General features: G+C 70.6%; 20 protein-coding genes. 8 read left to right on the top strand and 12 right to left on the bottom strand.

Annotation, left to right across the window (positions count from 1 at the left end):
- The first annotated feature begins 127 nt into the window (after window positions 1-127).
- From ACQUST_RS11550 to coaBC, 4 genes are all read left to right on the top strand, one after another.
- On the top strand, window positions 128-2,056 hold the full coding sequence (locus ACQUST_RS11550) for an ABC transporter ATP-binding protein (protein WP_435128502.1): 1,929 nt from the start codon (window positions 128-130) through the stop codon (window positions 2,054-2,056).
- A 166-nt stretch (window positions 2,057-2,222) separates the two neighbouring features.
- On the top strand, window positions 2,223-3,110 hold the full coding sequence (locus ACQUST_RS11545; protein WP_435128499.1) for a DUF7551 domain-containing protein: 888 nt from the start codon (window positions 2,223-2,225) through the stop codon (window positions 3,108-3,110).
- On the top strand, window positions 3,107-3,994 hold the full coding sequence (locus ACQUST_RS11540; RefSeq protein ID WP_435128496.1) for an FAD-binding protein: 888 nt from the start codon (window positions 3,107-3,109) through the stop codon (window positions 3,992-3,994). Before ACQUST_RS11545 ends, ACQUST_RS11540 begins: the two co-directional genes overlap by 4 nt.
- 57 nt (window positions 3,995-4,051) lie before the next feature.
- Complete coding sequence (gene coaBC / locus ACQUST_RS11535) at window positions 4,052-5,227, top strand: bifunctional phosphopantothenoylcysteine decarboxylase/phosphopantothenate--cysteine ligase CoaBC (RefSeq protein WP_435128493.1); 1,176 nt, start codon at window positions 4,052-4,054, stop codon at window positions 5,225-5,227.
- Between the two features lie 72 nt (window positions 5,228-5,299).
- Here coaBC and mnhG read toward each other — a convergent pair whose 3' ends face one another.
- The 7 genes from mnhG to mbhE form a co-directional block, all read right to left on the bottom strand.
- Window positions 5,300-5,686, bottom strand: coding sequence for a monovalent cation/H(+) antiporter subunit G (gene mnhG / locus ACQUST_RS11530; protein WP_435128491.1), 387 nt, complete (start codon window positions 5,684-5,686; stop codon window positions 5,300-5,302).
- Complete coding sequence (locus ACQUST_RS11525) at window positions 5,683-5,961, bottom strand: monovalent cation/H+ antiporter complex subunit F (RefSeq protein ID WP_435128488.1); 279 nt, start codon at window positions 5,959-5,961, stop codon at window positions 5,683-5,685. Before ACQUST_RS11525 ends, mnhG begins: the two co-directional genes overlap by 4 nt.
- The gene (locus ACQUST_RS11520; protein WP_435128485.1) at window positions 5,954-6,580 is read right to left on the bottom strand and encodes a Na+/H+ antiporter subunit E; all 627 of its coding nucleotides are present in this window, start codon (window positions 6,578-6,580) and stop codon (window positions 5,954-5,956) included. The genes ACQUST_RS11525 and ACQUST_RS11520 overlap by 8 nt, the downstream gene beginning before the upstream one ends.
- Window positions 6,580-8,277 carry a complex I subunit 5 family protein gene (locus ACQUST_RS11515; protein WP_435128482.1) on the bottom strand — a complete coding sequence of 566 codons (1,698 nt, stop codon included), beginning with the start codon at window positions 8,275-8,277 and terminating at the stop codon, window positions 6,580-6,582. Before ACQUST_RS11515 ends, ACQUST_RS11520 begins: the two co-directional genes overlap by 1 nt.
- Window positions 8,274-8,630, bottom strand: coding sequence for a sodium:proton antiporter (locus ACQUST_RS11510; protein ID WP_435128479.1), 357 nt, complete (start codon window positions 8,628-8,630; stop codon window positions 8,274-8,276). The genes ACQUST_RS11515 and ACQUST_RS11510 overlap by 4 nt, the downstream gene beginning before the upstream one ends.
- Window positions 8,627-9,070, bottom strand: a complete 444-nt coding sequence (locus ACQUST_RS11505) for an MnhB domain-containing protein (RefSeq protein ID WP_435129343.1) — start codon at window positions 9,068-9,070, stop codon at window positions 8,627-8,629. The genes ACQUST_RS11510 and ACQUST_RS11505 overlap by 4 nt, the downstream gene beginning before the upstream one ends.
- A 116-nt stretch (window positions 9,071-9,186) precedes the next feature.
- A complete protein-coding gene (mbhE, locus tag ACQUST_RS11500) occupies window positions 9,187-11,625 on the bottom strand; it encodes a hydrogen gas-evolving membrane-bound hydrogenase subunit E (protein ID WP_435128476.1) in 2,439 nt (812 codons plus the stop codon).
- Window positions 11,626-11,778: 153 nt separating this feature from the next.
- On the opposite strand from mbhE, the gene hpt reads away from it, so the two are divergent.
- The 4 genes from hpt (at window position 11,779) to ACQUST_RS11480 (ending at window position 13,850) form a co-directional block, all read left to right on the top strand.
- Window positions 11,779-12,345, top strand: coding sequence for a hypoxanthine/guanine phosphoribosyltransferase (gene hpt, locus ACQUST_RS11495; protein WP_435128473.1), 567 nt, complete (start codon window positions 11,779-11,781; stop codon window positions 12,343-12,345).
- Window positions 12,346-12,414: 69 nt separating this feature from the next.
- Entirely contained in the window at window positions 12,415-12,879 is a 465-nt protein-coding gene (locus tag ACQUST_RS11490) for a hypothetical protein (RefSeq protein WP_435128471.1), read from the top strand.
- Window positions 12,880-13,062: 183 nt separating this feature from the next.
- Window positions 13,063-13,308, top strand: a complete 246-nt coding sequence (locus ACQUST_RS11485) for a hypothetical protein (protein WP_435128468.1) — start codon at window positions 13,063-13,065, stop codon at window positions 13,306-13,308.
- A gap of 2 nt (window positions 13,309-13,310) precedes the next feature.
- On the top strand, window positions 13,311-13,850 hold the full coding sequence (locus tag ACQUST_RS11480; protein ID WP_435128465.1) for a hypothetical protein: 540 nt from the start codon (window positions 13,311-13,313) through the stop codon (window positions 13,848-13,850).
- A gap of 138 nt (window positions 13,851-13,988) precedes the next feature.
- Here the strand turns inward: ACQUST_RS11480 and ACQUST_RS11475 are convergent, their stop codons facing one another.
- The 5 genes from ACQUST_RS11475 to ACQUST_RS11455 all read right to left on the bottom strand — a co-directional run bounded on the left by ACQUST_RS11475 (window position 13,989) and on the right by ACQUST_RS11455 (window position 17,765).
- Window positions 13,989-14,249, bottom strand: a complete 261-nt coding sequence (locus ACQUST_RS11475) for a hypothetical protein (protein ID WP_435128462.1) — start codon at window positions 14,247-14,249, stop codon at window positions 13,989-13,991.
- 70 nt (window positions 14,250-14,319) lie between these two features.
- The gene (locus tag ACQUST_RS11470) at window positions 14,320-14,781 is read right to left on the bottom strand and encodes a hypothetical protein (protein WP_435128459.1); all 462 of its coding nucleotides are present in this window, start codon (window positions 14,779-14,781) and stop codon (window positions 14,320-14,322) included.
- Window positions 14,768-15,244, bottom strand: coding sequence for a hypothetical protein (locus ACQUST_RS11465; RefSeq protein WP_435128456.1), 477 nt, complete (start codon window positions 15,242-15,244; stop codon window positions 14,768-14,770). The genes ACQUST_RS11470 and ACQUST_RS11465 overlap by 14 nt, the downstream gene beginning before the upstream one ends.
- A 5-nt stretch (window positions 15,245-15,249) precedes the next feature.
- Window positions 15,250-16,638 (bottom strand): ABC transporter ATP-binding protein, encoded by a 1,389-nt coding sequence (locus tag ACQUST_RS11460; protein WP_435128453.1) that lies wholly within the window; start codon window positions 16,636-16,638, stop codon window positions 15,250-15,252.
- Window positions 16,608-17,765, bottom strand: a complete 1,158-nt coding sequence (locus ACQUST_RS11455; protein WP_435128450.1) for an ABC transporter ATP-binding protein — start codon at window positions 17,763-17,765, stop codon at window positions 16,608-16,610. Before ACQUST_RS11455 ends, ACQUST_RS11460 begins: the two co-directional genes overlap by 31 nt.
- Window positions 17,766-17,768 lie beyond the last annotated feature (3 nt).

Here is a 17,768-nt window from a genome sequence, read left to right as displayed (position 1 = left end):
AGCGACCACAGGCCGGCACAGCCGGAACTGCCTCGGTCGCCACGTCGACTCCCGCCCCGAGATTCACCGCCGATTGCGCGGGAAACGCCGTAACTAAGAGCGTCCGTCGAGTTTCGATTCGTAACGAATGAGCGCGGCGGAGGAGAGCGCGTTCGACGTCTACCGCGACCGCGTGGAGCGGCCGCTGTACCGGCTGTTCGTGGAGTACGGCACCGACGAGTGGCCGTGGCTGGTCGTCGGGATGACCGCGAACGTCATCGCCCGCGGCGCGAGCCTGCTGCCGCCGCTCGTCCTCGGCGTCGCCATCGACAGCGTGTTCGACGGCAATGCGCCGTACACGCTGCCGCTGGTGCCGGCGGGGATGCTGCCGACGGACGACGTCGGGCAGTTCTGGCTGTCCGCGGGCATCATCGCGGGGTCGTTCGTCGTGACGGCGGTGCTGACGTGGGTGTACGGCGTCGCCGCGAACAACTTCGCGCACCGCGTGATGCACGCCGTCAGGACGGACTCGTACGCGAAGATGCAGGAGCTGGACATGTGGTTCTTCGACGACAAGCAGACCGGCGAAGTGATGTCGGTGCTGAACAACGACGCGACGAACCTGGAGCGGTTCCTCGACGACGCGCTACAGAACTCGGTCCGGCTCGGCGTGATGCTCGTCGGCATCGGCGTCGTGCTGTTCGCGGAGAACTGGCAGCTCGCCGCGCTGACGCTCGTCGCGGTGCCGGGGATGGTGCTGTTCACGTACTGGTTCATGAAGAAGGTGGAGCCGCGGTACGCCGCACAGCGCGACGCGGTCGGCGACCTGAACACGCGGCTGGAGAACGCCCTCGGCGGCGTCCAGCTCGTGAAGACCGCCGGGACCGAGTCGTACGAGACCGACCGGGTGAGGGACGCCTCGCACACGTACTTCGAGCGGACGCTGGCGATGCTTCGGCTGAACTACGTCTACCGGCCCGGGATGGAGCTGCTCGCCGGCGTCTCGTTCGCCGTCACGTTCGTCGTCGGCGGGCTCTGGCTGATTCAGGGCTCCGGGCCCGGGCCGCTGACGGGCGAACTGAGCAGCGGCGCGTTCGTGACGTTCCTGCTTCTCACCCAGCGGTTCGTGACGCCGTTGTCGGAGGTGTCCACCATCGTCTCGCAGTACGAGAACGCGAAGGCGTCAAGCGAACGGGTGTTCGGGCTGCAGGACATCCCGCGGCGCGTCACCGACGAGCCGGACGCAGTCGACCTGACGGACGTCGAGGGTCGCGTCGAGTACGACCACGTCGACTTCCGGTACGACGACGACGGCGAACGGATACTGCGGGACGTGACGTTCGACGTCGACCCCGGGGAGACGGTGGCGCTCGTCGGCCCGACCGGCGCCGGGAAGTCGACGCTGCTGAAGCTGCTGCTCCGGCTGTACGACGTCGACGGCGGCGCCATCCGCGTCGACGGCCACGACGTCCGTGACGTGACCGCCAGCAGCCTGCGGAGTGCGGTCGGCTACGTCAGTCAGGACGCCTACCTGTTCGACGGCACCGTCGCGGAGAACATCCGGTACGGCCGGTTTGACGCCGCCGACGAGGCGGTCCGGGAGGCCGCCAACGCCGCCGAGGCGCACGAGTTCATCACGAACCTCCCGAAGGGGTACGACACCGAAATCGGCGAGCGGGGCGTGAAACTCTCCGGTGGGCAGCGCCAGCGGCTCTCCATCGCCCGGACGATGCTGCAGGAGCCTGACGTCCTCGTGCTCGACGAGGCGACGTCCGACGTCGACACGGAGACCGAGATGCTGATTCAGCGCAGCCTCGACCGGCTCTCGGCCGACCGCACCACGTTCGTCATCGCCCACCGCCTCTCGACGGTGAAAGACGCCGACGAGATTCTGGTGCTGGAAGACGGCGCGGTCGTCGAACGCGGCGACCACGGTGAACTCCTCGAAGCGGACGGCCTGTACGCCAAACTCTGGGGGGTGCAGGCCGGCGAAATCGACGAGCTTCCCGACGAGTTCGTCGAACGCGCCCGCGAGCGGCAGGCCGAAACCCTCGTCTCCGGCGACGGCGACGACTGACCTCGGAGGCGAGGACCGCACTGTCGCCGTCGCCGAACGAACGAATCCGTAGCGACCGGTCTGCGACGACCGCTGGCTGACGGCGTCGCCGCCGCCGAACGAACCGGTACATCGCTCCGTCCGTGACCGGAAACTACTTGCCCCGACCTCGTTTTAGGCTAGCCTAATGCACGGCGAACTCGCGACGGTTCGGCGGCGCGTGGAGTCGCTCGCCAGCGCGACCGGCGCGTACGTGGTCGCGTGTCCGGACAGCGGCGACCGACCGGTCCCGGTGTCGGGGCTCCGGTTCGCGGACCGGGCCGACGCCACGGCCGCCGCGCGCGCGGCCGAACGGTTCCGTCGGCTGCTCGGCCGATACGACCCCGCGGTACAGCAGTACGACCTCGTGGCTCGGCGGCTCGGCCACGCCTCGCCCTCCGCCGAGGACGGCGAGGCGTGCCACCGGCTCGTCGGTGCGCTGCTCGACGCGCTCGACGTGTTCGACCGCGGGGGCGTCGAGGCCGCGGCGCTCGACACCTACCGCACGCTGGCGCCGGTGACGGCGCGGCCGGCGCTCGCGCGGACGCTGCTGTGGGCCGTGACCACCGAAATCGACGGCCGCGTCCCGGCCTCCGAGACGCCGGAGTTGGTCGCGGCGGCCGCGGCGGAGCGCGGCACCGTCGACACCGCGACCCCCGTCGGCGACGCCGTCGGCGCGCTCAGCCGGCACGGGCTCGTCGCCGAGGCGGACGTGGAGCGCGCGGCGGCCGAGTGGGACGGCGCCAGCCGGCGGCGACGCGGCCGCGAACACCGCGTGTCGCTGTCGGGGTACGCGCTCGCCGAACCGACCGGCCACCTGCCGACGCTGCCGCTCGCGGTCGAACTCCGGCGGCGGCTCCCGTCCCGGTTCGGCGTACAGTTCGTCAAGGCGGCGGTCGAGGACGCCGGCTTCGCCGTCACGGTTCGGCTGGTCCCCGGCGGCGTCGACGCCGGACTGGTCCGGGTGCGCTGTGCGGACGCGCGGTCGACCGGAACCGAAACCGCAACGGAGCCGCGCGGGGACGGCCGAGCATGAGCGCGCTCGACACCGACGCGGCCTACGACGTCGTGGTCGCCGGCGGCGGCGTCGCCGGCCTCACCGCCGCGACGTACACCGCCCGCGCAGACTTCCGAACGCTCGTCGTCACCGGCGGAGAGTCCATCCTGCGGCGGAACGCGCACCTCGAAAACGTCCCCGGGTTCCCGGCCGGCGTGAACCCGCGGCTGTTCGCCGACATGCTGCGCGAGCAGGCCGAGCGGAACGGCGCGACGCTGGAATCAGGCCGCGTCACCGACGTCGACGGCGACGTCGAGGACGGATTCTCGGTGGCGGTCACGGACGACTCAGGCGGGCCGAAGTCCGTGACGACAGCCCGGGTCGTCGCGGCGTCGTGGTCCGACGCCGACTACCTGGACGGACTCGGCGTCGAAATCCGCGACGCCGGCAGCAAGCGGTACGTCGACGCCGACGACCACGGCCGCACGTCGGTCGACGGCGTCTACGTCGCCGGCCGGCTCGCGGAGGAGTACCACCAGGCCGTCGTCGCTGCCGGCCACGGCGCCGACGCCGCAATCACGCTGATCCACGACAGCGACGTGCCGTTCTACCACGACTGGGTCGTCCCAGAGGGCTACTTCTCCGACCGCGGCCGCGACGTCCCGCCGGGCTGTGAGGAGATCGGGCCGGCCGAGCAGGCCCGCCGCCAGCGCGAGTCGCGCGAGACGATGCGGTCGTTCTTCGCGGAGCCGCACGGCGACCGCCAGCGCACCCACCCGAGCCTCGTCGACGACGACCGCGGCCGCCTCGACGACTGGACGGCTGCCGCGGACAGCGGCGACGCACGGGACGCCGGAAGCGACGACAGCGATACAGGCACCGGCGCCGACGCCGACGCGGCGTCCGGCGACGGCGCCGACTGACCGGGCCGCCCGGGACGGCCACGATTTAACACGGCGTCGCGCGAACCGGGGCCACGTATGGGCGAACTCCTCGCTGACACCAACGTCGCGCTCGGCGTGACCGGCAGCATCGCGGCGGTGAAAACCGTCGAGTTGGCGCACGAACTGCGGCGGCACGACGCCTCGGTCCGGGCCGTGATGACCGACGCCGCGCGCAGCATCGTCCACCCGTGGGCCGTCGAGTTCGCCACCGACAGCGACGTCGTCACGGAGATCACGGGCGGCGTCGAACACGTCGACCTCTGCGGCCGGGACGGCTGGGCCGACGTGTTCGTGGTGGCGCCGGCGACCGCGAACACCGTCGGGAAGGTCGCGGCCGCCGTCGACGACTCGCCGGTGACGACGTGCGCGACGACCGCGCTCGGCGCCGACGTCCCCGTCGTGGTGGCGCCGGCGATGCACGAACCCATGTACGACCACCCCGGCGTCCTCGACGCCATCGACCGCGTCGAGTCGTGGGGCGTCGACTTCGTCGACCCGCGCGTCGAGGAGGGGAAAGCCAAAATCGCGACCGAGGAGGCCATCGTCAGCGACGTCGCCCGCGCGGCCGGCGACCGCCCGCTCGACGGCCGACGAATCGTCGTCACCTCCGGAGCGACCAGCGAGCGCGTCGACCCGATTCGCGTCCTCACGAACCGGGCGTCCGGCCGGACCGGCCGCGCGGTCGCCCGCGCCTGCTACGCCGCCGGCGCGGACGTGACGCTGCTGCACGACGACGGCGACGTGCCGTACGCCGACGTCGTCGACGTGGAGTCCGCCGCGGAGATGACCGACGCCGCCGTGGCGGCCTGCGCCGACGCCGACGCGCTGGTCTCGGCGGCCGCCATCTCCGATTACACCGTCGACGCCGCCCCGGAGAAAATCCGGTCCGGCCAGGAGTCGCTGACGCTCGAACTCGCGCCGACGCCGAAACTCATCGATACGGTGCGGGAGGCGTACCCGGAGCTCGCGGTCGTCGGCTTCAAGGCGGAGTCCGAAGGCGACGACGACGCGATGGTGGAGCGCGCCCGGGCGACGCTCCGCCGCGCCGACCTCTCGTTCGTCGTCGCGAACGACGCCTCCGTGATGGGCGCGGAGACCACCCGAGCCCTGCTGGTTCGCGAGGACGACGCCGCGGAGTTCCGCGGGTCGAAACTCGGCCTCGGCGTCCGGGTCGCCGCGGAGCTCGAAGCGGAACTCGGCGACGCGGCGTAGCGCGGCGGCGACGCCTCGCAGAGTTAGCAGCGTCGGTGCGACGCGGACTGGTTCCGCGTCACCGTGGACGCGTCAGTCGTCGGCCGGCTCTTCGACTTGTTCGTCGGCCGCGCCGGGCCAGCGGACCTGCGGTTCGAACTCGACGCCCATCCGCTGGGCGGCCCGCGAAATCATGTGCGCGCCGGTCGGCGCGGTCAGGAACAGGAACAGGATGGTGACCAGCGCCTTCAGGCCGTCGCCGCCCGGGCCGAAGTACGCCCACGTGGCGAGCGCGATGCTGGACGCGCCGAGCGTCGTCGCTTTCGAGGTCGCGTGCAGCCGGTTGTAGACGTTCGGGAGCCGGAGCAGCCCGACGGTCCCGACCGTCAGGAACGCGGCGCCGACGACGACGAGCACGGCAATCACCGCGGAGACGACCGGCGAGGGCGCGGCGGCCGCGCCGGAGGCAGCGGCGGTCATTCGATGATGTCCCCCTCCGTCACGTACCGCGCGACGGTGACGGTGCTGATAAAGCCGATGATGGCGAGTACGATGCTGACGTCGACGAAGAAGCCGGCGCCGGTGAGCATCGCGTACAGCAGCGCGATGGCGACGACGTTCGTCCCGATGACGTCGAGCGCGACGACGCGGTCGGGCGTCGTCGGGCCGACGATGACGCGGTAGCCGACGGCGAGCGTCAGCGCCGCCGACAGCGCCAGCGCGGCCTCCAACAGCAGCGCGAGCGGGTCACTCATCGGTGTCACCTCCGCGAGGCTCGACGTGTTCGTCGGCCGCGCCGGCGTCGTCGCCCTGCGCCGCGTCCGGGCCGGGAACCGGGTCGCCGGGCTTCAGTTCTTCGTTGAACACGACGAGCGCGTAGTCCTCCCACACCCGGACGGGTTCGAGGATGTCGTCGCCGCTGATGCTGTGCACGTACAGGCTGTTTCTGTCGGCGTTGTAGTCCATCGTCAGGGTTCCGGGGGTGAGCGTGATGCTGTTCGCGATGGTGGTGACGGCGGCGTCCGACTCGACGCGCAGCGGCACTTCGACGACCGCCGGGTCGATGGGCATCGACGGGCTGACGACCAGCCGCGCGACCGAGAGGTTCGCGACCAGCAGCTCCTTCACGAACGCGAGCACGTACAGCGCAGCGTACGGGACGGCGCTGAGGCTCCGCGCGGTCGGCCGGCCGCTGTAGAAGCGCCGGAGGCCGTACGCGACCGGCAGCGACACCGCGACGCCGATGAGGCCCTCCTCGGCGACGCGGATTGCGGCGGTGCCGGGCGGCCACAGCGGGACGCCGCGGACCACCAGCCACAGCAGCGTGAACCCCGCCGCGTTCAACAGCACGCGGCGCCAGTTGACGTCCGCCATCAGTGCCCACCTCCGTCGCCTGCGGCGGGCAGCGACGGGTCGACCGCGTCGACGTAGCCGGCGGTATCGGTCGCGGCGCGGGCGGCGTGGCCGGCGGCGTCGACGACGAACTCGACGCCGACGCCGAAGCCGACGAGACACAGCGCGAGCGCGACGACGACGGTGACCTGCACGGCGAGCGCGCGGCGCGGTGCCGCGACGCTGCCGCCGTCGGTCGCCGCCGCGCCGCCGCCGCCGGCCCACCGGGCGGGCAGCACGGCGTCGACGGTGTCGCTCGGCTCACCCCAGAAGACGGCGTTCCAGGCGCGCGTGACGTACGCGATGGTGAGCACGGCGCCGACGAGCGCGACCGCGAGCGCGGCCGGCGCGAGCGCGCCGGCGACGCCCGCGGCGGTCGCCTCCGTGGCGACGCGGAACACGAGCAGTTTCCCGAAGAAGCCGACGAGCGGCGGCAGCCCGACGAGCGACAGCGCGCCGAGCAGGAACGCCGCGGCGAGCAGCGGGGCGCGCCGCGCGAGGCCGCCGAGCCGGTCGAACTCGGTGGTTCCGACCGCGGTGTAGATGGCGCCGGACACCAAGAACAGCAGCGACTTCGCGACCGCGTGGTTGAACGCGTACACGAGCGCCGCGGCGACGCCGAGGACGGCGAGCGTCGACCCGCCGAAGAACGCCGTCGACGCCGTCGGCGCGGCCATCGCGACCGACAGCGGCAGCACGATGAAGCCGACCTGGCCGATGCTGGAGAACGCGAGCAGTCCGTCGACGTCCTCGCGGCCGACGGCGCCGACGCCGCCGTAGACGATGGACGCCGTCGCCATCACGAACAGCACGGGCGCGAGGTAGCCGAACGTCGAGGCGTCGGCGTAGGCGGCGCCGCCGAACACGGTGAAGAACAGCCGGATGACGGCGTACACGCCGACCTTCTTGACGACGCCTGCGAGCACCGCGGTCACCGGGGCCGGCGCGGCGCGGTACGCCGACGGCACCCAGAAGTGGAACGGGACGACGCCGGCTTTCAGCGCGAACACGGCGAGCAGCAGCGCGCCGAGGCCGAGCGTCGGCGCCAGTTCGACGTCGTACGCCGCCGGGTGGGCGAGCCGCACCGCCATGTCGGCCATGTTGAGCGTGCCGGTCGTCGCGTACAGCCCGCCGATGGCGACGAGCATGACGGCGCTCCCGACGAGGTTCAACACGACGTAGGTGAGCGCGGCGCGGGTGTGCGTCGGCCCCGAGTAGAACAGCACGAGCACGTAGCTCGACATCAGCATCACCTCGAACCAGACGAAGAGGTTGAACACGTCGCCGGTGAGGAACGCGCCGGAGACGCCGACGAGCATGAAGTGGAACAGCGGGTGGAACGACAGCCGCTGACCGACCTCGTCGATGTACACCGTGGCGTACACGAGCGCCGGCAGCGCGACCAGCCCGGCGACGCCGAGCATGAACGCCGACAGCGCGTCGGCGACGAGCGTGATGCCGAACGGCGCCGGCCAGTTCGAGACGTAGTACGGGACCGCCGCGGGGTTCGCCGGTTCGAGGACGATTCTGTTGAACAGCGCCGCGACGGCGACGAGGTATGCTGCGCCGCCGAGCAGGCTGACGGCGCGTTCGACCCGGCCGTCGAACCGGGTGAGCAGCGTCAGGATGGCGGTGCCGAGCGCGACCAGCAGCGGCGCGATTACGATGGTGTTCGTCATTGGTTCTCCCCCCGGTCAGTGCGGCCGAGGTCGAAGGTGTCGATTGTGCCGTGCTCCTCGTAGACGCGGTACGTCAACACGAGCGCGAGCGCGGTGGTCCCGAAGCCGATGACGATGGCGGTGAGCACGAGCGCCTGCACCAGCGGGTCCGTCGGCGCCGGCTCCGGGTTCGCGCCGAAGTGGCCGATGGGCGCGGCGCCCGAGAAGCCGCCCATCGTGACGAGGTAGACGTTCGCGGCCTGCGAGATGATGGAGACGCCCCAAACGACGCGGACGACGTCGCGGCGCAGCACGAGGAACGTGCCGAGCGCGAACAGCGTGCCGAGCACCGCGGCGAGAATCCACTGCGTCATTCGCTTCCCACCTCCCCGACGATGGTGAGCAGTCCGCCGACGACGGCGAAGAACACGCCGAGGTCGAACGCGAACGCCGACGCCACCTCGAACTCGCCGTACAGCGGGACGCCGTGCAGCAGCAGGACGCCCTGCGTCAGGAAGCCTTCGCCGACCAGCACCGGGACGAGCCCGGCGCCGGCGGCGAGCGCGAGGCCGGCGGAGAACAGCCACCGGTAGTACTCGACGGGCGGGTGCGCCGAGTCGGCGCTGCCGCGAACCGCGAGCAGGTCGGACTGCAGGAACTCGAGGCCGAAGACGACGTACACCAGCACGAACGCCGTCACGGTGAGGACCGCGCCGATGAAGCCGCCGCCGGGCTGATTGTGGCCCTGCAGCAGCAGCGCGACCGCCGTCACCAGGATGATGGGGACGACGATTCTGACGACCGTCCGCGAGATGACCGTGGTCCGGCGCTCGTACGACCGGCCCGGCGCGGTCGGCTCCGCGGACTCGGCGCCGTCCGGGACGTTCCCGTCCGCCGGCTCGCCGCCGTCGGCCCGGAGGGTCCGGTCGGTCACTGCGTCTCACCTCTGTCGCGCATCCGGACGAGCGTCAACACGGCCAGCGCGGCCATGGCGACCACCGAGATTTCGCCCATGGTGTCGAACGCGCGGAGGTCGACGAGGATGACGTTGACGACGTTCGCGCCGCCGCCGTAGTCCGTGAAGAACGACGCGTGGTGTTCGCCCGGCGGCAGCCCGGCTTTCTCGACGAGCGTCCCGGCGATGCTGTCGGGCGACCCGGCCGTCGCGAACACGACCGTCAGGAACACGGTGGCGCCGACGCCGACCGACAGCACCGTGTCGCGAGCGACCGTGAACCGGTCGGCTTCGCCGTAGAACGCCGGGAGCCGGTCGAGGACGAGCAGGAAGATGACGAGCACCAGCGTCTCCACGACCAGCTGCGTCAGCGCGAGGTCGGGCGCGTCCGCGAGGATGTAGAAGATGGCGACCATGAACCCGAGAATCGACAGCGTCAGGACGCCGGCGACGTGCGACGGCGCGTCCGTCACCGCGTACGCGCCGACGAGCGCGACCAGAAGCACCAGCACGAGCGCCGGCGTCATGCCGTCGGCGACGGCGAACGCCGGGAGCGAGACGCCGGCGACGACGTAGCCGCCGAGCGCCAGCGCCGCCGTGGCGGCGAGCCCCCACGCGACGTACGTCCGGACGAGCCCGGTCTGCACCGTCGGCGTGACGCGCTTGGACGCCGCGGTCAGCCCGTCGACGCCGTTGTCGTACCACCAGTTCGCGCGCACCGGGCCGGCGAGCAGCGACCGGACGGCGTCGTGGACGCGGTCGTACTGCGGCCACAGCAGCGCGCCGACGCCGATGGTGACCGCGCTCATCGCGACCGGCGGCGTCAACTCGGTCGGGAGGCCGACGTGGATGTCGTGGCCGTGACCGGCGACGCTGCTCTCGTACACCGACTGCACGAGCAGGTCGACGGCGGTCTGCGGGGAGACGCTGACGACGGCGACGACGACGCCGAGCACCACCGGCGGCGCGAGCATCGCGAGCGGCGGCCGGTGGACGTCCCCGAGCGCCTCGTTGCGGTCGCCGAGGAACAGCGAGAGGACCTTCACGGAGTAGAGGAAGGTGAACACCGACCCGGCGACGGCGACGACGGGGAACAGCCACGCGAGGCCGCCGACCGCGTGACCGAGTTCGTACGTCGCCTCGAACAGCAGCTCCTTGGAGTAGAAGCCGTTGAACGGCGGAATTCCGGCCATCGACAGCGACGCCAGTCCGGCGACGACGGCGGTGACCGGGAGGTCGTGCCGGAGCCCGCTGAGTTCGTCGATGCTGCGGGTGCCGGCCTCGTGTGCCACGATGCCGGCGACGAGGAACAGCGCGGCCTTGAACGACGCGTGGTTCAGGATGTGGAACGCGCCGGTCTCCGCGCCGTAGGTGTTGGCGGCGCCGTAGCCGGCGACGATGAGGCCGAGGTGGGACGCCGTCGAGTACGCGAGCAACTCTTTGATGTCGGTGGACTGCACCGCGAGCACCGCGGCGACGGTCATGGTGAGCAGCCCGAGCGTCGTCAACACGAGCGTCCACTCGGGGAGCGCGGCGAGCCCCGACGCAGCAGCGTGCGCCGCGTCCGCGGCTTCGCCCTCCGCCGCGGAGACGAAGAACGGCCGGAAGCGGCCGACGAGGTAGACGCCGGCTTTCACCATCGTCGCGGAGTGCAGGAACGCCGACACCGGCGTCGGCGCCTCCATCGCGTTCGGCAGCCAGACGTGGAACGGGACCTGCGCGGACTTGGTGGCCGCGCCGACGGTCAACAGCAGCAGCACCGGGACGAGCATGCCGGCGTCGCGGAGCGTCGCGGCGGTTTCGCCGGCGTTCGCGAGCAGCGACCCCGGCCCGGCAATCGTGGTCGTGCCGCCCGCCCACGCGAGCGCGAGGAAGCCGACGAGCATGAACAGGCCGCCGGACACCGTGATGAGCATCGACTTCCGGGCGGCGTACTGCGACGACTCCTCGCCGGTGTAGTGGCCGATGAGGACGAACGACGAGAGGCTCGTCAGCTCCCAGAACGTGAACAGCGCGAACAGGTCGGCGGCGAGCGCGACGCCGAGCATCGACCCCATGAACGCGAGCAGCGTCGCGTAGTACTTCATCTGCCCCGACTCGCCGTGCATGTAGCCGCCGGAGTAGGTGAGGATGAGGACGCCGACGCCGGAGGCGAGCACGGCGATGAGCAGCGCCAGCCCGTCGACGTAGAAGCCGAGCGAGACGCCGAGCGACGGCACCCACTCGACCGCGTAGCGCGTGCCGCCGTGCAGGTGGACGCCCGCCGCGTACAGCCGGGCGACCAGCCCGAGACAGACTGCCGCGACGGCCGCCGCGTAGTAGGCGGTGCGCTCGCCGAGCACCCGGTAGACGGCCGGGGTGAGCGCCGCCCCCACGAACGGGAGAAAGACGACGGCAAGGACGGTTTCGAGCACGACCGAACGGTCGGCCGACGCCGACTTAGATGTTGAGGAAACAGAAGCGCCGGGACAGCCGAGCGAACCGCGCTCACGACGCAGGGGGCAGAGCCCGGGGGGCTGCTCGAGTGAATCCGCAGTCTTTTACCCCGAGCTTGGAGTATCCGCGACATGGACCAACTGCGCCAGTCCCTGCTCGACGCGCCCATCATCGAGAAAGGCGACTACCAGTACTTCGTCCACCCGATCAGCGACGGCGTGCCGATGCTGGAGCCGGAGCTGCTCCGCGAAATCGTCATCCGAATCATTCGGAAGGCCGAACTGGAGGAGGTGGATAAGATCGTGACGCCCGCGGCGATGGGCATCCACATCTCGACGGCGCTGTCGCTGATGACGGACATCCCGCTGGTCGTCATCCGGAAGCGCGAGTACGGACTGGACGGCGAGGTGTCGCTGTCCCAGGAGACCGGCTATTCGGAGTCCGAGATGTACATCAACGACGTCTTCGAGGGCGACAAGGTGCTGGTGCTCGACGACGTGCTGTCGACCGGCGGGACGATGAAGGCGATTCTCGACGCACTCACCCACATTGGCGCCGACCCCGTCGACGTCGTCGCGGTCATCAAGAAGGCGGGGCCGAACCAGCTCGACGACACGGACTACGACGTGAAGACGCTCATCAACGTCACCGTCGAGGACGGCGAGGTCGTCATCGTCGACGAGCACGGCGACGGATAGCCCGGTTCGAGTCGGCCCGAATCGGCGCGGTCGCGGGACGCTTTTGGTTCCGGGCCGCCGACGCCACGTATGGTCTCGACGCGACTCCTCAGTCTCCTCAGCACGGTCTGTCTCGTCGTCGGCGCGCTCCTCGTCGGAGAGGCGCTGCACATCTCGCTGGTGACCGGCGAGGTCGCGGTGACGTCGGCGCCGGCCGTCATCCAGTTCGTCGGCGGCGCGGCGCTGGTGCTGGTCGGCTACCGGGCACGGCGTCCCGTCGCGGAGCGGCGCGGCCTGCTCAGCGACCAGGCGGACGACGACGCGCAGTCCGGACAGGCGGCCGCGTCGTCGACGCCGGAGCCGTCCGCCACCGACGCGGCCGGCGCGTCCGGGTCGGCGGCCGCGGCCGACGAGTCGTCGTTCGACCCGCAGCTGAGCCCGCTGGGCGACGCTGCGCCGGGCGACGCCGAACGCGACCGCCACCGCGACGCTGACGGCGACGCTGACGGCGTCGACCGCGAGGGCCGAGACGACACAGAACACCGAGAGACCTGACCCGACCTGACCGGACCGGAGCGGACCGGGCTGGACCGGAGTAGACCGAACTGGAGCGGACTGGGCCGGAGTAGACCGAACTAGACCGGACCTGTGGGCGGCGTCGGTCGGCCGTGGTGTACTGTCGCGTGAGAGGGAGTAACGAGAGATATAAGGCAGCGGAAGCCGGTGTGTCGGACACCCATGTCGGTGCAACAGCGCGTGCCTGATTCACTGGTCGGCCCGCTCGGGGTTCTCTCGCTCGGCGTCGGCGTCATCGGGCTCGTCGTCGGCTACATCTTCGTTCTCGTCGGAATCACGCTCTACTTCGACATGAACGGACTGACGGGGGTCTCGAACACCGAAGCGCTCACCGTGACGGCGTCCGGTATCGCCGCAATCGTCGTCGGCTACCTCGGCGGCCGCGGCTTCATGTCGTTCGCATACTGACCATGGCGGTCGACATTCGGAACCACGACGAAGTGCCGCCGCTGGAGGAACTGGAGGAGTTCACGCTCGTCCCGGTGAGCCGAGACGAAATCGAGTCCCGGTTCGACGACGGCGAACGGATCGAAGAGTGGAACGTCGCGGAGGAGCGCAACGACGTGTACGTGGAGCTGGTGCCGGACCCGACGGACACGCCGGGCGCGGACGACGACATCGGCACCGTCCTGTACCGGCTCGTCCAGCTGTTCGGGACGCCGCAGGTCCCCGGCTTCGACGCCGGCAGCGACGTCAGCGACCGCGAGGACACGACGTTCAAGTACCTGTTCCGGCTCGTCTCCACCGGCGACGACGGCGAACTCCCCGGGGAGTGGCTCGTCACGGTCCACGACTGGCACACCGAACTCGGCGTCTCGCTCGCCGCCTGGAGCGGCGACGACCCAGACCCGGCCGCGTACGACGACGCCGTCGGCATCGTCTCGCTCGGCCTCGTGACGAACATCGTCACGGAGCCGGTGCAGTGCGAGTACAAGGACAAGTGGTTCTGACCGCCGCCCGCTGAATCACGCCGACCGCCGCGATACGATACGATACGTGGCGATACACGGCGACAACGGGGATTCGCCGCCGTTCGTCTTTACCAGTTCTTCGGTGAGCCGTGCGTCAGCGGCCCGGGACGCGAGCCGTCACCGGCCGGTCGTGACGTGCATCACGGCGAAGGCGGCGAGCAGCGCGGCGACCAACAGGCCGGCGAACACCGGCACGACGGTCGGCTCCGGGTACAAGCCGGCCCAGTAGCCGGCGTACGCGCCGGTGACGAGCGTCGGCACCGAGAGCACGAAGAACAGCGACGAGAGGTACGACGCCAGCGTGGGGTCGTCGCCGTCGTTGGCGTACGTCCCGCGCTCGCGGACCGACTTCTCGCCCGTCGGAATCTCCTTCGGCATCGACCCGACGTTGCCCGCGGCCCGGGAAAGAACTGTCGTCGCCGACGCGGCCGCGGCAGCGACGGGGCGGCTACGCGTACATGCCGTCGTAGACGACGCCGACGAGGTAGCCGCCGGCCTGCAGCGGGAACTGTCCGAACAGCGCGAACGTGAGCGCGTTCCCGATCGCCGGCAGCATCACGAGGCCGCCGAGCGTCGGAATGTCCAGGAGGAAGTACGGCGCCGTGTTCACCGCGACCGCGACCGCGGCGCCGACCACCGAGGCGAGACACAGCGCAGCGATGCTGGCGCGGAGCTCCTCGCACAGCAGTTTCACGAGCAGCCCCGAAGCGACGGCGACGCCGGCCATCAGCGTCGACGACGCCCACGTCGGCGCGAACCCCTGAAGCCTGAACACGTACATCGACAGCGCGCCGACGACGCCGGCGACGACGCCGACGAACGCGACCGCGACGGCCCGTTCGAGCGTCCCGCCGTAGGAGGCCGCCGCCGGCCGCCGAACCGCTCGGCGAAGCCGGTCAGACGTCGACATCGAACTCCCTCCCGGCCAGTTGCAGCCGAAGCGACCCGGAGACGTCCGCTCGGCCCGAACGGACCGCCTGACGCGCCCGGTCGACGCCGCTGTTCGAGACGTCCATGACCACCGTCACGGTCCCGGTGTCGCCGGCCGGAACCGTCGTTCGCGGCACCGACGCCGACCGCGGCACCGTCAACGCCGCGTCGTCGCCGTGCGGTGCCGGGCCGTCGTAGGCGACGAGCGATGCGCCGACGACCGTGACCCGGCGCCGCGTCGGATTGTCGACGGCGAACGTGACGGTCATCGTCGGGGTCTCGCCGCCGTCGACGGTGTACTGCTCGGCCGAAACGGAGACGGTGTCCCTGTTCTGCCAGGTGAGCGCCGACCCGAACGTCGGGGCGAACGCGGCGGCCGTGAGGAGAGCGAGCGCGGCCAGCGCGGCCAGCAGGGCGGTCTGTGAGCGCGGGGACCGTACCATCCAGGTCAGTCCTCCGTCGGCGCCGCCGTGACACCGCCGTCGGTGCCGTCGCCGATGGAGTCGTCGCCGGCGTCGTAGAGGTGGCAGGCGACGCTGCGCGTGCCGACGGGCCGCGGCTCCGGATGCTCCGTCTCGCAGACCGTCGTGACGGTTCCGTCGAGCGCGTCGAGGGCGGCGTCGCGGTCGCCGTCGAGCAGGGACTCCGCGGCGTCGAACAGCGCGTCGCGGCCGTCCTGCGGCAGGTCGACGTCGGCGAGGTCGACGCGGTGCCCGCCGGTTTCGACCTCGGTCTCGCTGAGGTACTCATCGGGGACGTCGAGCGTCAGCCCCTGCTCGACGAGGTCCTGCGCCGGATTCGGCGCGTCTGCGTCGGCGGCGGAGGCGTCGAGGTCACCGCGCCGGGTTTTCAGCTTAAACTGGTACGCGCGCCGGAACGCCTCCTGGCTCCCCCGCCAGTCGTCCGGCGGGATGATGTGCGCGCACCGCGGATGGTACCGACAGCCGGACGGCGGATTCCGCGGCGACGGCACCTCGCCGGTCGCGTTCGCACGCCGGCGGTTCTCGCCGAGTTCGACGTCCGGCACCGCGTCGAACAGCGCCTCCGTGTACGGGTGCTGCGGGTCGTCGATGACGTCGTCCGTCGGGCCGCGCTCGATCATGTTGCCGAGGTACATGATGCCGGCGCGGTCGCACATGTACCGGATGAGCGAGAGGTCGTGGCTGATGAACAGGTACGTGAGGTCGTACTCGTCTTGAAGCTCCTTCATCAGGTTCAGGACGCCCGCCCGGATGGAGACGTCGAGCATCGACACCGGCTCGTCGGCGACGACGAAGTCCGGGTCGACGATGAGCGCCCGGGCGATGGCGACCCGCTGCCGCTCGCCGCCGGAGAGCTCGTCCGGGAATGCGTCGAGGTACACCTCCGCCGGGGCGAGCCCGACGTCGTTGAGCACGGTCCGGACGCGCTCGCGGCGCTCCTCGTAGTCCTGGACCATGTCGTTGATTTTCAGCGGCTCCGCGATGGTGTCGAACACCGTCATCCGCGGGTTCAGCGACTCGAACGGGTCCTGGAAGATCATCTGGACCCGCTGGCGGAAGTCGCGTTCCTCCTGTTTCGTCAGCTCCGTGATGTCCGTGCCGTCGAACCGAATCGTCCCCTCGGTCGGCTCGTACAGCTTCACGAGCAGCTTGCCGAGCGTCGTCTTCCCGCAGCCCGACTCGCCCGCGATGCCGACGATGTCGCCTTTGTTGATGGTGAACGACACGTCGTCGACGGCGCGGACCGGCTGCGGCTCGCGGCCCAGGATGGTGTCGACGACCCCCTGTGAGGTGCCGAACAGCTTCCTGACGCCCTCGACTTCGACTAGTGGCTCTCGATCGTCTGTTCCGTCCATGTTTCCTCCTGGATTGCTTGGCTGCGAAGCTGTTCGAGGTCACCGAGCCGGTAGCACGCCGACCGGTGGCTGCGTTCGTTCGCCGCCTCGGAGAGCCGCCCCGTCTCGGCGGCTTCCTCGACGCTGTACATCGGCGGGTGGCTGGTGTGACACTCCTCAACCGTGAACGGGCACCGTTCGCGGAACCGGCACCCCTCATCGGGGTCTCGGAGCGTCGGCGGCGTCCCCGGAATCGACACGAGGTCCTGGTCGGACTCCGTGATGGTTGGGAACGAGTTCTTCAGGCCGAGCGTGTACGGGTTCGACGTCGACTCGAAAATCTCGGATTTCGGGCCGGACTCCATCACCTTGCCGCCGTACATGACGGCCATCCGGTCGCAGATTTCGGCCATCACCGAGATGTCGTGGCTGATTGTGATGATGGAGACGCCGAACTCCTCCTGGAGGTTTTCGAGCTCCTCCAGGATGCGGTCCTGGATGATGACGTCCAGCGCCGTCGTCGGCTCGTCCGCGATGAGCATGTCCGGGCTGCACGCCATCGCCATCGCGATGACGGCGCGCTGTTTCATGCCGCCGGAGAACTGGTGGGCGTAGTCGTCGGCGCGGTCCGGTTCGATGCCGACCCGTTCGAGCAGGTCGCGTGCGCGGTCGTCGGCCTCCGCTTTAGTCGTCTCCGGCTCGTGCCGGAGAATCGCCTCCGTGATCTGGTCGCCGACCTTGTACACCGGGTTCAGCGCGTTCATCGCCGACTGCGGGATGAGCGCGATGTTCCGCCACCGGATGTCGCGGATCTGTTTGTCGGTGAGCTGTGCGAGGTCGGTCATTCCGTCCTCGCGGATCGGGTAGCTGTCGTCCTCGACGAGTTCGCGGCGCGGCTCGCCGGCGTCGTTCTCCCACTGCGGGAGCGTGCCGTCGAACCAGACGTTGCCGGACTCGATGTAGCCGTTCGAGTCCAGCAGGTGGATGAGGCTCTTCGCGAGCGTCGTCTTCCCGCAGCCGGACTCGCCGACGAGCCCGTACGTTTCGCCGCGCTCGACGGTGAACGAGACGCCGTCGGTGGCGTGCACCGCCGACCCGTCGTCCACCGCGTACCGTACCGAGAGGTCGTTGACTTCGAGTAGCGTCATAGA

The sequence above is a fragment of the Halobaculum sp. D14 genome (assembly GCF_051195135.1).
In the GTDB taxonomy this organism is placed as follows: domain Archaea; phylum Halobacteriota; class Halobacteria; order Halobacteriales; family Haloferacaceae; genus JBNTKA01.
The sequence above is the reverse complement of the archived record's forward strand: the minus strand, read 5'-3'. Positions and strand labels throughout refer to the sequence as shown.

Excerpts from the sequence above, each read along its gene's own strand:
- ACQUST_RS11540 (WP_435128496.1), top strand. The coding sequence starts at position 3,107 with ATGAGCGCGCTCGACACCGACGCGGCCTACGACGTCGTGGTCGCCGGC.
- ACQUST_RS11545 (WP_435128499.1), top strand. The coding sequence starts at position 2,223 with ATGCACGGCGAACTCGCGACGGTTCGGCGGCGCGTGGAGTCGCTCGCC.
- ACQUST_RS11490 (WP_435128471.1), top strand. The coding sequence starts at position 12,415 with ATGGTCTCGACGCGACTCCTCAGTCTCCTCAGCACGGTCTGTCTCGTC.
- ACQUST_RS11470 (WP_435128459.1), bottom strand. The coding sequence starts at position 14,781 with ATGTCGACGTCTGACCGGCTTCGCCGAGCGGTTCGGCGGCCGGCGGCG.
- ACQUST_RS11460 (WP_435128453.1), bottom strand. The coding sequence starts at position 16,638 with ATGGACGGAACAGACGATCGAGAGCCACTAGTCGAAGTCGAGGGCGTC.
- ACQUST_RS11485 (WP_435128468.1), top strand. The coding sequence starts at position 13,063 with ATGTCGGTGCAACAGCGCGTGCCTGATTCACTGGTCGGCCCGCTCGGG.
- mnhG (WP_435128491.1), bottom strand. The coding sequence starts at position 5,686 with ATGACCGCCGCTGCCTCCGGCGCGGCCGCCGCGCCCTCGCCGGTCGTC.
- ACQUST_RS11465 (WP_435128456.1), bottom strand. The coding sequence starts at position 15,244 with ATGGTACGGTCCCCGCGCTCACAGACCGCCCTGCTGGCCGCGCTGGCC.
- ACQUST_RS11455 (WP_435128450.1), bottom strand. The coding sequence starts at position 17,765 with ATGACGCTACTCGAAGTCAACGACCTCTCGGTACGGTACGCGGTGGAC.
- ACQUST_RS11510 (WP_435128479.1), bottom strand. The coding sequence starts at position 8,630 with ATGACGCAGTGGATTCTCGCCGCGGTGCTCGGCACGCTGTTCGCGCTC.
- ACQUST_RS11525 (WP_435128488.1), bottom strand. The coding sequence starts at position 5,961 with ATGAGTGACCCGCTCGCGCTGCTGTTGGAGGCCGCGCTGGCGCTGTCG.
- hpt (WP_435128473.1), top strand. The coding sequence starts at position 11,779 with ATGGACCAACTGCGCCAGTCCCTGCTCGACGCGCCCATCATCGAGAAA.
- ACQUST_RS11515 (WP_435128482.1), bottom strand. The coding sequence starts at position 8,277 with ATGACGAACACCATCGTAATCGCGCCGCTGCTGGTCGCGCTCGGCACC.
- ACQUST_RS11475 (WP_435128462.1), bottom strand. The coding sequence starts at position 14,249 with ATGCCGAAGGAGATTCCGACGGGCGAGAAGTCGGTCCGCGAGCGCGGG.
- ACQUST_RS11550 (WP_435128502.1), top strand. The coding sequence starts at position 128 with ATGAGCGCGGCGGAGGAGAGCGCGTTCGACGTCTACCGCGACCGCGTG.
- coaBC (WP_435128493.1), top strand. The coding sequence starts at position 4,052 with ATGGGCGAACTCCTCGCTGACACCAACGTCGCGCTCGGCGTGACCGGC.
- ACQUST_RS11520 (WP_435128485.1), bottom strand. The coding sequence starts at position 6,580 with ATGGCGGACGTCAACTGGCGCCGCGTGCTGTTGAACGCGGCGGGGTTC.
- ACQUST_RS11480 (WP_435128465.1), top strand. The coding sequence starts at position 13,311 with ATGGCGGTCGACATTCGGAACCACGACGAAGTGCCGCCGCTGGAGGAA.